The sequence below is a fragment of the Vibrio sp. Y2-5 genome, from assembly GCF_014596725.1.
GTDB lineage: Bacteria > Pseudomonadota > Gammaproteobacteria > Enterobacterales > Vibrionaceae > Vibrio.
This window is the reverse complement of record NZ_JACVEG010000004.1, coordinates 64,575-78,769: the sequence shown is the minus strand read 5'-3', so window position 1 is coordinate 78,769 and position 14,195 is coordinate 64,575. Positions and strand designations below refer to the sequence as shown.

13 protein-coding genes and 1 pseudogene are annotated in these 14,195 nt (G+C 38.6%); 8 read left to right on the top strand and 6 right to left on the bottom strand.

Features of this window, described 5'->3' with window-relative positions; genetic code table 11:
- The first annotated feature begins 720 nt into the window (after nt 1-720).
- The 5 genes and pseudogenes from HUO09_RS22560 (at nt 721) to HUO09_RS12745 (ending at nt 4,017) form a co-directional block, all read left to right on the top strand.
- On the top strand, nt 721-933 hold the full coding sequence (locus HUO09_RS22560; RefSeq protein WP_306464309.1) for a DUF3653 domain-containing protein: 213 nt from the start codon (nt 721-723) through the stop codon (nt 931-933).
- Nucleotides 934-1,154: 221 nt separating this feature from the next.
- Nucleotides 1,155-1,937 (top strand): FRG domain-containing protein, encoded by a 783-nt coding sequence (locus HUO09_RS12755; protein ID WP_188234210.1) that lies wholly within the window; start codon nt 1,155-1,157, stop codon nt 1,935-1,937.
- 80 nt (nt 1,938-2,017) lie between these two features.
- Nucleotides 2,018-2,617 (top strand): hypothetical protein, encoded by a 600-nt coding sequence (locus HUO09_RS12750; RefSeq protein WP_188234209.1) that lies wholly within the window; start codon nt 2,018-2,020, stop codon nt 2,615-2,617.
- 109 nt (nt 2,618-2,726) lie between these two features.
- Nucleotides 2,727-3,163: pseudogene (locus tag HUO09_RS22330) on the top strand (regulator).
- Between the two features lie 11 nt (nt 3,164-3,174).
- Nucleotides 3,175-4,017: a hypothetical protein gene (locus tag HUO09_RS12745; protein WP_188234208.1), complete on the top strand. Its 843-nt coding sequence runs from the start codon at nt 3,175-3,177 to the stop codon at nt 4,015-4,017.
- Between the two features lie 722 nt (nt 4,018-4,739).
- Here the strand turns inward: HUO09_RS12745 and HUO09_RS12740 are convergent.
- Complete coding sequence (locus HUO09_RS12740) at nt 4,740-5,714, bottom strand: zonular occludens toxin domain-containing protein (protein WP_188234207.1); 975 nt, start codon at nt 5,712-5,714, stop codon at nt 4,740-4,742.
- Between the two features lie 297 nt (nt 5,715-6,011).
- Nucleotides 6,012-6,905, bottom strand: coding sequence for a LysR family transcriptional regulator (locus tag HUO09_RS12735; protein WP_188234206.1), 894 nt, complete (start codon nt 6,903-6,905; stop codon nt 6,012-6,014).
- Nucleotides 6,906-7,018: 113 nt separating this feature from the next.
- Here HUO09_RS12735 and HUO09_RS12730 point away from each other — a divergent pair, with 113 nt between their 5' ends.
- Nucleotides 7,019-7,642, top strand: a complete 624-nt coding sequence (locus HUO09_RS12730; RefSeq protein ID WP_188234205.1) for a DsbA family protein — start codon at nt 7,019-7,021, stop codon at nt 7,640-7,642.
- A gap of 188 nt (nt 7,643-7,830) precedes the next feature.
- Here the strand turns inward: HUO09_RS12730 and yciH are convergent, their stop codons facing one another.
- Both yciH and HUO09_RS12720 read right to left on the bottom strand, forming a co-directional pair.
- Nucleotides 7,831-8,142, bottom strand: a complete 312-nt coding sequence (gene yciH, locus HUO09_RS12725; protein WP_042487096.1) for a stress response translation initiation inhibitor YciH — start codon at nt 8,140-8,142, stop codon at nt 7,831-7,833.
- Between the two features lies 1 nt (nt 8,143).
- Entirely contained in the window at nt 8,144-8,518 is a 375-nt protein-coding gene (locus HUO09_RS12720) for a DUF3319 domain-containing protein (RefSeq protein ID WP_167411308.1), read from the bottom strand.
- Between the two features lie 101 nt (nt 8,519-8,619).
- On the opposite strand from HUO09_RS12720, the gene HUO09_RS12715 reads away from it, so the two are divergent.
- The gene (locus tag HUO09_RS12715; RefSeq protein ID WP_167411307.1) at nt 8,620-9,579 is read left to right on the top strand and encodes a tyrosine-type recombinase/integrase; all 960 of its coding nucleotides are present in this window, start codon (nt 8,620-8,622) and stop codon (nt 9,577-9,579) included.
- Here the strand turns inward: HUO09_RS12715 and HUO09_RS12710 are convergent.
- Both HUO09_RS12710 and HUO09_RS12705 read right to left on the bottom strand, forming a co-directional pair.
- Nucleotides 9,563-10,567: a D-alanine--D-alanine ligase gene (locus HUO09_RS12710; protein WP_167411306.1), complete on the bottom strand. Its 1,005-nt coding sequence runs from the start codon at nt 10,565-10,567 to the stop codon at nt 9,563-9,565. The two genes, HUO09_RS12715 and HUO09_RS12710, sit on opposite strands and share 17 nt — an antisense overlap.
- Before the next feature lie 149 nt (nt 10,568-10,716).
- Nucleotides 10,717-11,292, bottom strand: a complete 576-nt coding sequence (locus HUO09_RS12705; RefSeq protein ID WP_167411305.1) for an SPOR domain-containing protein — start codon at nt 11,290-11,292, stop codon at nt 10,717-10,719.
- 216 nt (nt 11,293-11,508) lie between these two features.
- On the opposite strand from HUO09_RS12705, the gene HUO09_RS12700 reads away from it, so the two are divergent.
- A complete protein-coding gene (locus HUO09_RS12700; RefSeq protein ID WP_188234204.1) occupies nt 11,509-14,193 on the top strand; it encodes a bifunctional acetate--CoA ligase family protein/GNAT family N-acetyltransferase in 2,685 nt (894 codons plus the stop codon).
- Nucleotides 14,194-14,195: the final 2 nt, after the last annotated feature.

Genomic DNA, 14,195 nt, shown 5'->3' with positions numbered 1-14,195 from the left:
GAATACCCAGATAAGGGTCTAATCCATGAAAAAAGTATGGGTTATATGCGCGCTTTTGCCATAATTACTTGAGGAAATACTAATATATTCCTGATACGTATTCCGAAAGTCAGCCACATCAAAGGCTCCAATTGAATTTGAAACAATTGTTCACCTATGGATAAACGAAGACGGCGAAACCAAACATTTTCCTTAATATGGTAAAGAACTTGTTTGTCGAATTACTGAATGAAGAAATAGTTGAGGAAAAGAATCAAAGAATGTAGGGCATTATCAACTTGGCTAAGTCGATGTTCACGTACGTCTGTTAGAACTTTAAACCGTAGAATGTCTCGGTCGCCATTGGAATTAGCATCGGTTTTGGTCATCAAGTGAATGAAAGCCCATTAAGCATAAGAGGATATTTCTAAGTTGCCCAAACCGGACATCACTAAATTTCTCCGGCATGACAAGTGCGCATTATTTCGCCTTATGGTAAATCAAATTAATTAGATTTCAGGCATTTAAGTGTAAATCTTTAATGAAACTTTAATTTACATTTCACCTTTTAAAGAGGTGAAATCAAATGAAGTACAATAAGATGCACAAAAATCTATTTTTCAGGGAAGTGTTATGCGGCTTAACGGTCGAAGAGACGGCAGAGCTGTGTTTTAAACTGTGAGGAAGGTCAAGTATTGGGATAGCGGAAAAACTGACATACCGCCAGAATGCAAAAGACTAATGCGATTAGTTAAGGGCAGAGAACTGCATCACAAACACGATTGGAATGGGTTTCAAATGCGTGGAAAATATTTGATCCTTCCTAATGGTCAACAAATTACTTCACAGAGACTTCTTACTGCAATTAGCGTGTTAGAAATAGAATCCGAGATTGAAATCAAAACCACGTCCAAATTAATCAAGTATGCACGCATGCTATCAAGATTGATTTAACTGGGAACGTGTCGGCTCATACATTAAACACGAACTTATCTTTTATTCTATCACTTAATGATTCATACGTGTTCGTATGAGATGTTGTTCCGGCACGTCTAAACCTTGTGTCTAGCACCTTGTTTTAGGTAAATAAAACAATGCGATAGATAATTACATTATGTATTCTCTTCTAAACTAGTACAGAACGATTTTAGCTAAAAGGTACTGTTAGGAAATATATGAAAGTTATCGAGCACAATTTATGGGGGCGCTCTTTTTGCCCAAGTAAAGTTTCTGATATTTTGGCAGCTACTCAGGAACATAGACCAAAATCTAGGAATGTTTACCTATGGCGTGGGCAGGGAAATGCAGACTGGCTAATACACAGCGGTGCATATAGACGTTTAAGTCTAAAAAATAGTCACGTCACTGAATCAAATATGCAACGTTATGAGATGTCACTTTTAGCAAGAGCAGAACATCAGGGTTACAGATTTGAAAATGGGAGGAGGCTTTCTGATTTTGAGCTTTTAGCGAAACTTCAGCATCATGGAGCTGCGACTAGACTAATTGATTGTAGTAGAAATATGTTAGTCGCTTTGTGGTTTGCCTGTTCATCTGAACCTGAAAAAGATGGATTACTTTTTGGTATACATTCTGATTTACTAGGTGGTGGTGAAGCTAAGTCAGAGCTGCGAACTTATAAAGAAATCTTCGATAAATTACCTATATTTACCCACCCTCAAACATGGGAACCTCCTGTAGTTACTAAGCGTATTGCAGCTCAAAGCGCTCAGTTCCTCTATAGTAGAGTTGTAGATAATAAATTTGGAAGCCTAGCAATAGAAAGCGAGGAAGATGATTATATCGCGTTCGTTATTAAAGCTAAGAATAAACAAAAAATACTAGAACAATTATCTGGTACATTTGACGTTAGGTATTTAACGTTATTTCCGGACCTAGACGGTTTTGGTCATGCGAATAGCTTTAGATTTGAACAATACGATTACGCTAGATGGTAATTACTGCTAACCAAAGCATTCTAGACGAATATACAACTCTCGGTGGTTAACGTTGCTCACCACTTAGCGCTAACGAGGTAATGATGAAATCTAAGGAAACTAAGGTCGTTGTAATAGCAGGAATATTGATAATAATTGTTTTTGCTGTTTATAGGTGGCATTTCCAAGGCGCTTTTTCAGCGAATCATCAACGCTGGGCTGAATTTGGAAGCTATTTTGGCGGAGTACTTGGTCCAATATTAGTCTTCTTCTCACTACTATTTCTAGCTCGACAAATTGAATTACAGCGTTCAGATATGAAGCTCAACGCCCAAGATGTCGAGCTTAGATACAGAGAAGATTATATATCTCGACATCTTCATTTGTTAAAAACACAGTTGGATGAACCTGTAAACAATGAACCGTTTCATTCTCTCATTCTAATTATCTATCGAAAAGCATTGTTTACAGTAGATGACCCTCTGTTTAAATTAGCAATGTCTGCTAAAACAGAAGCTATGATGACATGGGTAAGTATATCTATAGCTTTAACTCGCATTAAGCACGTCAATCATGAAAGATATAGAGAACAATTAATGCTCATCATTGCAACAGTAGGTAATGAATTAAGTGTTGCGTTGGATTGTGTTGTGGTCGCTGCCACTGACATTACAATGGAACAGCACTTCAAAGACAAGTAGTGATAATTTCGTCTTGTGGTAAATATTTGTCCTTATAAATCAAAGTTTTAGCATCTCATTATTAACGTAATCATGGTTTACATTTCCACCTTTTACAAGGTGGAAAAACATGAAGTACAGCAAAATGCACAAAAACCTATTTTTCAGGGAAGTGTTATACGGTTTAACCGTTGAAGAGACCGCAGAACTATGTTTAAAACTGTGAGGCAAGTCAAGTTGTGGGACGGTGGTAAAACAGACATACCACCCGAATGCAAGAGACTTATGCGCATGATTAAAGGCAGAGAACTGCACAGCAAACCCGACTGGGAAGGATTTCAAATGCAAGGTGATTATCTAGTACTCCCCAACGGACAAGGAATAACGCCACAGAGACTATTAACTGCAATAAGTGTCCTAGAAATCGGGGCAGAATTAGAGCTAAAAACTACTAGTAAACTAATAAAGTATTCAAGACTACTTTCTAAAATAATTTTACAGGCATACTTTAGTAATCAATTGATCACGCTTCGATTTTTAACTAATCTAAACAAACCAAAAATTTAGGAAATATTGAAGTGGTAGCAAATAAAAGCATTACACAACTCAAATCATTATGGATAACAATTGTGATAATCATTTCTCTGAGTGTTGGCTCTTCCATATGGATAGTAATACATTCAGATCTTGTGTACTTACCAAGTTATAAGGGAATAAATAACCTTCTAGTAATATTTAAAGTACCTCTAGGTGTATTAGCGCTTATAATTCCAGCAGTCGCAATCATTGCAAGCAACCACAGGTCTGTGCAGTCAGCAAAACAGATAGAATTGGTTAACAGTCAAAACAACTTCACTAACTATTTTAAACATAGAGAGGAGTTTTCTATATATTTATCTAAAAATGAAGATGTTTTTAATGAGCCAAATCATCTACACAATACACTGTACCCAGATGCGATAAAAGGCGACTTGATTGTAAATAAAGAGATTATAGAATCCCTAATAGAATATATAATTGAATTTACAAATATATTAAGTAAACTTGAGATTGTGGATGAGAACTTTTGTAACCATCTAAATAAAATAAATGAAATTACTGGGATTTTGTGTGCTAGTTATTCAATTAATGAATATAGTATTGATGACATGATTTCAGGAAGGGTAAATAAATTAGATTTCATTGATTCAAATGGTGATAAAAAATCATTTTATATTAAGGGTCAACCGAAAAATGTGTTAATTAAGTTTCAACTTACTTGTGTGAAAATATTTGAAGCCATAGATTTTTGCATGGCACCAATAAATTATAGTGAAAATAAATATATAAGTGCTATATTTCTAATGGAATTCGAATCTGAATGTAATGGGAACGAACTTATGCCTATTTATTCAAATCTAAAAACCTTTTTAAAGTCATGAAAATGGTGAATTCATGACTTCCTATGTGTTAGTTTAGTTTATGATTTTGACTCTTTTTTGTCCAAGTAAACATTGATAGAAATAATTAACATTATAGTAACTTCTATTACACTTAGAGAAATAAGGAATTTGTCAAAGCCAAATTCAGATAAATAAGATACAATTATAGCAATAAAGTAGACGACGAAAGTTACCGTTGAACCAATTAAACCTATAGCGAAATAGCTTGGCTCCTTATCATGATTGTAAAGGAAGGTAAATATAGAAATAATAATACAATTTAAAAAATATATCGGTGAAGATGCCGATAGTATTAACAAAGTAATTTTAATTGTATCTAATTTTTGAAAAACTTCGGGGAAGTAAAGAAAGCTGATTAAGACCCCAGGGCTAACTATAGATACAAACATAGATAGAACTGAAGCCGCAGAATAACCATTCATTTTTATAATATCACCAATCAAAATTAAATCTCTAAGGTTATAAAATTACCTTATTATTTTGCAAATACGTAAAAATATCAACAAACTTGTATGTTAATGTCACTACTTATAATTCATTCTTACAAGAATAATTGAAAGAGGTCTTAGCAGGAAGGGAGCAATTTGTGACCAGTTAGCATGGTCAGTTAGAAACCGCGCCAGTTTAATGAAGAGAACCAATAAACCTTAGCGAGTGGCTTGGTGCCTCGGTCGCAGGCTTGCTCCCTTATCCCTGCGGGGCTAGAACAGCTTAATATTAGGCTTATGTTTATCAGGGTTTGAACCTAGTCCCTCCATATCGTTACTACTTTCATCAGTGTCTTCAACAACTTGTCGAACATAAAACGGGTTACAAGTTATAGGGTAGACAATGCCCCCAAGCTTTACGTTTGCAAGACACTTGTCCATAGGTTCAACAACCAAACCAATCGAATACGGGTCAAAAATCGCTTCATCAGTAGCACGATAGAAAACATATTCATAGGATTTGAACTTAGAGCCTACACGCATGATTGAACCAGATATATAAACATCTTTGACCAATTGGCTAAGCTGCGTTTTTAGCTGTTCTTCTAAGGTGTCAGAAGAATTAGAACCGGTATCTTTTACCGTTGTAGAGCTTGATACATCAGGGATTGTCGTTTCAACTTTGGGTTTTTCGACCAAAAACTTGTTACTGAACGTGTAGACCGCAAACGCAATACCCAATATCAAAAACAGTCCCACATAAAACATCATCGGGATTTTGCCTTTATGAGTGTGAATTTCCGCAGACCAGTAAACCCCGTAGAACGATTTATCCCGTTTAATGACTTTCTTTGTTGCTTGTTTGGAGTCGTGATAGTCGTTTGGGTCAAAGGTCTTTTGTGCTTCTTTACGAGTGACGCGAGAACCGCCAAAAGGATTGAAAAAGTGAATGTGTTTACCAACCAGTTTTCTTAGGTTGGCATCACATAAAGTCCTATCTTGAGTAATAAAATGTAAGTCATAACCACCGTGTCGATGTGTTTCAAGTGCCGCGATAGCGTCAGGAACGCGATAGCCATTAGCACGAGGAAGAAAAAACTGATGGCATTCGTCAATGAGGATAATGGAACGTTTGGGGAGTCCCATCCACTTATGAGGGTCATCAAAATGCTGGAAATGAAGATTCAGCGGCAGTACCAATTCAAACTCAATGAGTTGCGGTTCGATTGCCGCTACATTAGAACCCATAACACAGTGCGCATTACATGTATTATGTTAAATATGGTTTTCTAGATTCGAACAACATACCTGTATTGCACGTATAACTACTCTGTTACCTCTGCGTTTTACATAATTAGTATTTACCATAAAATACCTAATAACTACATTTATCATCTGTGATAAAAATGTAGTTATTAGACGGTAAACCTTTCTATTACTAAAGAAATTTCATTGATACGCATTGGTTTAAGCATAAAGTCATTCATGCCTGCTTTAAGGCATTCGTCTTTATCGTCATCTATTGTTTGGGCTGCTAGATGGTCGCTACCATCGATGCTTTGAAAAGTACTCAGAGATAAAATCGATATAAGCCCTGACAGCTTGAGATAAATACTTTCTAGATGAATACAAAGCGTAAATCTTGAGTTTACTTGGTTGCCAATCTGGTAAAACATGAACCAGTGAACCAGATTCGATCTCCGAAGAAACCAGATACGTGGGTTGAAGTGTCACCCCCATCCCACACTTTGCAGCACTTAATAGTACTGTAGCCTCGTTTGCAGATAAGCAAGGTTCGATTTCAATAGATTCATGCTGTTTACCATGGCTTAAGTGCCATACATGTTGTTCGAAGTGTTTATAACCAAGACATTTATGATTCAGCAAATCTCTAGGATTAACAATTGCCGAATGCTCAGCTATATACTCTGGAGAAGCGACTAAAACAGAGTGGCAATCAGCAATTGGTTTACCAATTAATGAAGGATCAGGATTAGAAGATATTCTTATCGCTAGGTCTATCTGCTGCTCCACCAGATCGGTAACTGTATCTTCGACATTAATATCTACTACTACATCTGGATATTTGTCCATGAAGAGCTTTGTGGCAGGTACTAACTGGGAAAATCCAAAAGACATACTGGTTGAAACTTTTATTCTGCCTTTTAGTGAATCGTTTGATCCAGAATGAGTGAGATCGGCAAGAGCTTCACCTGCAAGTAGCCAACTTTCCACCTGTGTTAAACAGTTTTTGCCTGCTGACGTTAAAGTTACCTTTCTTGTTGTACGATGTAGTAACCTAACGTTTAACCACTCTTCCATCGACTCTATATAACGGGTAACCATAGGTCGTGACATACTCAGTCTTTCCGCTGTCATAGTAAAGCTGCCTGATTGTGCAACATCGATGAACACTCTTGCGGCTTTTAATCTATCCATTTGATTAGTACGTTTTATGAAACACTGATGTCTATAATTAGATATTTTTCTGAACTTATCAATTTAATATATTAGCTCGCATATTAATGAAAACATCATTTGGGAGCGACAACATGACTAATATTCATTATTTCTATGACCCTATGTGCGGTTGGTGTTACGGAGCTACATCTTTAATTCAAGCAATAGAAGAACATCCATCGATGAAACTAATTTTTCATCCAGGTGGAATGATTGAAAAAAGAAGTATTTCTGAACAATTTAAACAACACATCATGACTGCAGACCCTAGAATTGCTGCTTTAACTGGTGTTGAGTTTGGTGAAAGCTACATTGCACGCCTACGGGACAGTGAAGAATTTATTGTTGATTCCTACTTACCTACGAAGGCAATTCTGGTTGCAGAATCTCTTGGTGTAAGTTGCTTCAAAACATTAAAAGCGATTCAAAACGCTCATTATGTCCAAGGTTTGGAAGTTTATAAACTAGACGAACTACAAAAAATATTTAGTCAGTTCGATATTGATATGTCTGTGTGGCTTGAATTTATGAACTCAGATTCGAGCAATACGTTACTTGATGAGAATATTTTTCATAGTCACTCATTAATGCAAACCTTAGCTGTGTCGGGATATCCTACCCTAATTGCGGAGCATGAAGGTTCTCTTGTTAAGTTGCCACATGAGCAGTATTACGGAAACTTAAACGGATGGAAAAGATTATTGACGACAATTTAAGCAGTAAGCATATGGTCTCTTACGCTACTTCTCTTAGAAATGAAACATTATTGAGTAAAGCAAATCTAGCAACCCGATAACCTTTAGTGACTCTAGATTATTAGGTTAAAACGACTTACCTATTAACTGAAATCTAGTAAAGAATTCTAGCACTGAAGTTTTCTTTACTAGATTTAAATGGGCACGAATTAACTACCAGCAAGTTTTACTTTCATACCTTTTTTCTCAAGGTGTGCTTTAATTTTATCGCGCATGTCTCCCTGAATTTCGATCTCACCGTCTTTCACGGAGCCACCACAACCACATATTTTTTTAAGCTCTGCAGCTAATAATTTTAGTGGCGCATCATCTAAATCCAAACCTTTTACGATGCTCACACCTTTTCCTTTGCGACCTTTAGTTTCTCGATGAATTCGAACAATGCCATCACCTTTAGGTCTTTCAACTTTTTCTGGTTCTTGCTTAATACGACCTGTCTCGGTCGAATATACTAGAGTCATACTACTTTCTCTGCTGAGCTGCTGCTCGTTGTTTTGCTAATAAATATGCTTCGATATGTTTTTGTAAAGCTAATTTAGAGCCTTTAATCAACCGTCCATTAAAAAAACAGTACCAAGCGTTAGCTTCGCCGGTGTCGTTCTTTAACGTAAATCCATTAAAGTTTTCTTCTTTTGAGCCTTGCGCCTCTCTTTTCTTGCCTACAGACTCAAATTCACTGGGGTCAATCAGTGATGCAGTATCACACCACCAGTCGATGCTTTTTTTAACAGCGGCTAAATTACCAGACAGAACATGGCTCTTAATTCGAACCTGCCAAGTATCTGCGGATTGTTTAGCTGTTTGAAGTGTGAAACCTCGATAACTCGCATTAGCCATACTTTAATCTGCTCATATTAATGTATTAACTAAATAATAATTGTATACGCATGGTTATCAAGTATATTATTTAGCAAATTGATAAGTTATAGTGCTTCAGCATGAGAAAAAAGCTAACTTACGTCACAGATCAAAATATTCTAAAACATAGGGTTACTGAGTTTAATCAGTCCGTAAGTCTAGAACAAATGGATGAGTTAACACAACACTCTTATGCCCATAACTCTTTGTTAGCTCTGAAGAACGATTGGAATTTGTTTGTAAATTATTGCCAAAGTAAATCTGTCATGGCACTTCCCGCTTCAGTAACAGCAACTCGCCTATTCCTAGAATCTGAAGCTAAAGTACGAAAATACAGCTCGATTAGACGCTACAGCGTAACAATTAGCCTTATACATCGCTTACTATCGCTTAAGGACCCCACAACTAATCCTCAAGTAAGACAAACACTTATGACTCTTCGGATTAATAAAAAAGGCGATGAAGAACAAGCTACTAGCTTTACCAGTATTCACCTAGAGCAGTTGTACGCAAAATACTCGACGAGTAAATCGGTCAAAGATATTCGCGATTTAGCGATCTACCATGTGATGTTTGAATGCGCGTTGAAACGCTCCGAATTAAAAAGTCTGACTTTCAGTCAAATCGGCACTAATGATAAATATTTAGTTTTATCGTTTGGAGAATCTCAATATCAACTTTCCCAAAACGCAACAAATTGTCTGACTAAATGGCTACGAATAGTCACTCGTGATAGCAAGTATGTTTTTCGCTCAATAGATAAACATGGCAACATTGCAACGAGCATTCTCAATGACTCATCGATATTTCGAATTCTAAGAAGTGCAGGTACTTTACTAGGTAAACCGGAACTTAAATTTTCTGGACAATCAGCAAGAGTTGGGGCAGTTCAGGAGCTGTCTGAACAAGGTTATAAAATAAAAGAAATTCAAGAATTTGGAAGATGGCTTAGTCCAGCTATGCCTTACCAATACGTGGGTAATAAAGGCACAGCTGAACAAGAGAAGCTCAAATTTTTCTCATTTAAGCCTTGGGAATAATAGAACTTTTCACACACTGAGCTAGAAAGTCTGAAAACTGATGTCCGTTGTTCTCAAGCATTTTAGGGAACATTGAAATTGGAGTCATACCAGGGAATGTATTGACTTCATTTAAATACACTTCCCCTTCTGATGTAAGGAAAAAATCGATACGAGAAAGGTGTCTTAACTTCATATGTTTAAAAACTTTTACTGCGCTTTGATGGATAACTTGACGTTGTTCATCTGTTAGATTTTTCGCTTCAACTTCTGTTGTTGAATGGCTGTCAGCACTGTATTTTTCTTCATACGTGTAGAAAGCGTCCTCTGGCGCGATGATTTCACCAGGCTTAGATACTTGCAACTCACCATTGATCTCGTACGCAGCGACTTCAAGTTCACGAGGTGTCACCGCTTTTTCTATCAGAACCTGATCAGAATAACCAAATGCCGCATCAACAGCGCCTGCAACATCATCAAGTTTGGTGACCTTGTAACAACCTACTGACGAACCTTGACGAGCAGCTTTGATAAACACTTTACCCCATTTATTGAAAGCTTGTTTTGCAAGCTCATAGGATTCTTCAGTGTTCTCGGTTAAAAACAGATAAGGTGTATTCGGGATACCTAGTGCGTCATACCAGAGCTTAGACGTGATTTTGTTAAAGCTATTGCTGCTTGCTTCAGGGCCGCAACCTAGATAAGGAATTCCAGCCAGTTCCAGCATTGACTGAATATCACCCGTCTCGCCCGGATAACCATGAATACACGGAACGACAAAATCCACTTTCTTTACCAAGCTGTCGCCATTTAGAGTCGCAGTATTGGTATCTAAATAAACGAGTTCGTTGCTTTCAGTGAACCAACCATCTTGATTCATTTCGACACGAATGACTTCAAATTCAGGTGTTAATGCTAATTGCTGCTGCACATAATTAGCAGAAACAAGGGATACAGCATGCTCTGAAGATCCGCCGCCGCATAAAAGAAGGATTGTAGTGTTTGTCATTGATATATCCGTGACATCTTTGAGTAAATTGCTCGTCTATCATAGTAAATTCAAGTGGAACTTACACCGTTATTAGCAATTGTTTGTTTTAACTGCTTAGATAACAGTCAAAAGGGGCACGAATGCCCCTTTCTACTAATAACCTACGCTTAATTTAACTTGTTAAGCGTTGGATATTCTGAATTTTTGATAGAGTCAATACTCTTCGCAAACGGTTTTAAGGATTGAAAATCCGCTGGAAGTTCAGAGATAGCTTTTACAGCATCTTGACGCGTTGCATAGTCACCAAAAAGAATCGTATACCATTTTGTGCCATTAACTACTTTGTAGTTTTCCCAGATTGGCTGGCCATCTTTCGGCAATTTGCTAGCAAATTGATCCACTTTGTTTTGACTACCAACAGCAACAACTTGAATGGTGTATCCATAGCGAGGATTCATTGCAACTTGTTTTGCTGTAGGTGGAGTGATAGAAACAGTAGCTGCTTTAGGACTCATCTTAACGACTTTTTTCTCAACTGGTTGAGGAGCAGTTTGAATGACCTTAGGCTCTACATTTGTTTCAGTGATACCTGTCGCCATACCGGAATCAGAGACAACAGGCTGTTGGACGGTAGCGACATTGTAATCTTCGCGGTGACTTTCTGAGGTGACATCAGTGGTGTATGTACCAGATGAACACGCAGCTAAAATTGCTGACAAGCCTACAATTGAAATTTTTTTCATGGAATTATTAACGCTCTGATTGTAATTAATTAAATCATGCCGATAGAGGCGCTTAGAATCAAGCTTAGGCAACTAATATATAACGGTAACGTGTGATTTAGAACACAAAGTGGCCTTTGAACAGTGCTTTAATGATCACAGTGATAGTAAATACGCAAACAGATATACCATTAATTGGTTAGGATATAAGCAGAGTCGATATATGGCGAGATCACCATGAACAATTTAAGTCAGTTACTTAAACCTCAATCAGTCGCTGTAATTGGTGCTTCTATTCGCCCATTCCGGTCTGGCAACATCGTTATGAAGAACCTACTCCAGGGAGGATTTGATGGAGCGATAATGCCAGTTACTCCCTATTATCCTGCCGTTTGTGGTGTTCTGGCATACAAGACTATTGCTTCGCTTCCCTTAGTACCTGACATCGCTATTCTCTGCACACATGCAAGCCGAAATGTAACCATAATTAAACAATTGGCTGATCTCGGTGTCGCAAATGTCATTGTGTTATCGTCTGATATGTACACTTTGGACGCGCAAGGTTGTGAGATACAAGCCCAATGTAATGAAATAGCAAAGCAGTCGGGTATGCGCATACTAGGGCCAAATAGCCTTGGCTTGATATTACCCTGGGTAAATTTTAACGGCTCCTTTTCACCCGTTACGGCAACTAAGGGCAATATCGCTTTTATTTCTCAATCTGCTGCTGTCTGTACCACAATCCTTGACTGGGCTAACGACAAACAAATTGGCTTCTCTGCATTTGTATCCTTGGGGAATGCAACAGACATAGATTTCTCCGATTTACTCGATTGCCTGAGTACCGATAAACATACCGACGCCATTTTGCTGTACGTGGATACAATCAGAGACGCCAGACGTTTTATGTCTGCAGCTCGGGCAGCCTCACGCAATAGAAGAATACTTGTTCTAAAAGGCGGAAGAACGAAAGCAGGTAAAAAAGCAGCACAAATGCACACCGGCGGAGATGACACGCTCGATATCATCTACGATTCCGCTATTCGTCGTACAGGTATGCTGCGAGTGAACAATACTCATGAATTATTTGCAGCTGTAGAAACCCTAACCCACTCAGTTCCATTGCGCGGCGAACGACTTGCCATTATCACCAACGGTGGTGGTCCAGCAATTATGGCGACCGACACCTTGCTAGACCACGGTGGACGCTTAGCCGAACTGGAAGATTCCGTTTACGAAGCACTGAATCAATGCCTACCGCAAAGTTGGTCACACGGTAATCCGATTGATATCGTCGGCGATGCGGATCATAACCGTTATATCAATGCGTTAAAGGCAGTGTTGGATAGTGATAATGCCGATGCAATTCTGATCATGCACAGCCCATCAGCGATTGCTCAATCAGAACAAACAGCACAAGCGGTCATAGACATAGTTAAATCTCATCCAAGAGCAAGACGGTTTAACATTCTGACCAATTGGTCCGGTGAACTCACAGCTCGACCTGCAAGGCAGTTGTTCAACCAAGCTGGGATTCCAACTTACAGAACGCCTGAAAGTGCAGTCGTAGCATTCATGCACCTAGTTGAATACAGAAGAAACCAAAAACAACTGATGGAGACACCGACAACTTCTGAAGCGGTGCACGTATCCGAAATTAACGCAGCAAAATCTTGGATCGATGAACATCTAGACAACAACGATAAGTTACATTTAGATACCCATCAAATTGGTAACTTTCTGAAGTGTTTTAACTTCACCTTGCTACCAACATGGATCGCTAGTGACGCAAGCGAAGCTGTTCATATTGCTGAAACGATCGGCTATCCCGTAGCCGTCAAGCTGAGATCACCAGACATTGCGCATAAATCAGATGTACAAGGCGTGATGTTGAACCTAAGAAACTCGCAAGAAGTATCCAGTGCTGCCAACGCGATATTTGATCGGACTCAGCTTCACTACCCTTCAGCCAATATCCACGGTCTACTCGTTCAAGGCATGGCTAAACTTGCAGGCGGTGAAGAGTTAAGAATCAAGGTTAAACACGATAGTACTTTTGGCCCAGTAATTTTGCTTGGTCAAGGTGGCTCTGAATGGAATGAAGCTTCAGATGCTGCGGCAGCACTCCCTCCACTGAATATGACACTTGCGCGTTACCTTATCGTGCGAGCCATACGTAGCGGAAAAATTCGTCTGCAAAAGCTACCTGTGCCTATTGATATTAACGGGCTTTCTGAATTTCTTGTTCGTATTTCACAAATGGTGGTTGAGTGCCCCCAAGTCTTTGAGCTGGACATCCATCCAGTATTAGTAAACGGCAACCAATTCACCATACTTGATGCAGACTTAACCTTGAAGAAATTTGAAGGTGATGCACAAAGCCGACTCGCTATACGTCCCTACCCAACCGAGTTAGTCGAAGAATGTATGGCAAAAGACGGCGAACGGATTACCGTGCGGCCAATTCTTCCGGAAGATGAGCCCCATCATGCAGAGTTCATCAAAAAAGTCAGTAAAGAAGATCTGTACAAACGCTTCTTCTCAGATGTTGGTGAGTTTCATCATGAAGCTTTGGCTAATTTAACTCAGATTGATTACGACAGAGAGATGGCCTTTGTCGCCGTAATTAAAGACGGTACGAAGGAAGAAATTATTGGCGTATCGCGAGCGTTGATCAACCCCGAAAACACCGATGCAGAGTTTGCAATTCTCATTCGTACAGATGTTAAAGGAAAAGGACTTGGCAAGATATTGATGAGTAGAATCATTGATTACTGTAAGGCGAAAGGCACTAAGCAAATGTCTGGAATGACAATGCCAACCAACCGAGGGATGTTAACTCTGGCTCAAAGATTAGGCTTTGAAGTTGATGTGCACTTCGAAGATGGTACCGCTGATATGGTGCTGCCTCTCAACCCTTAAAA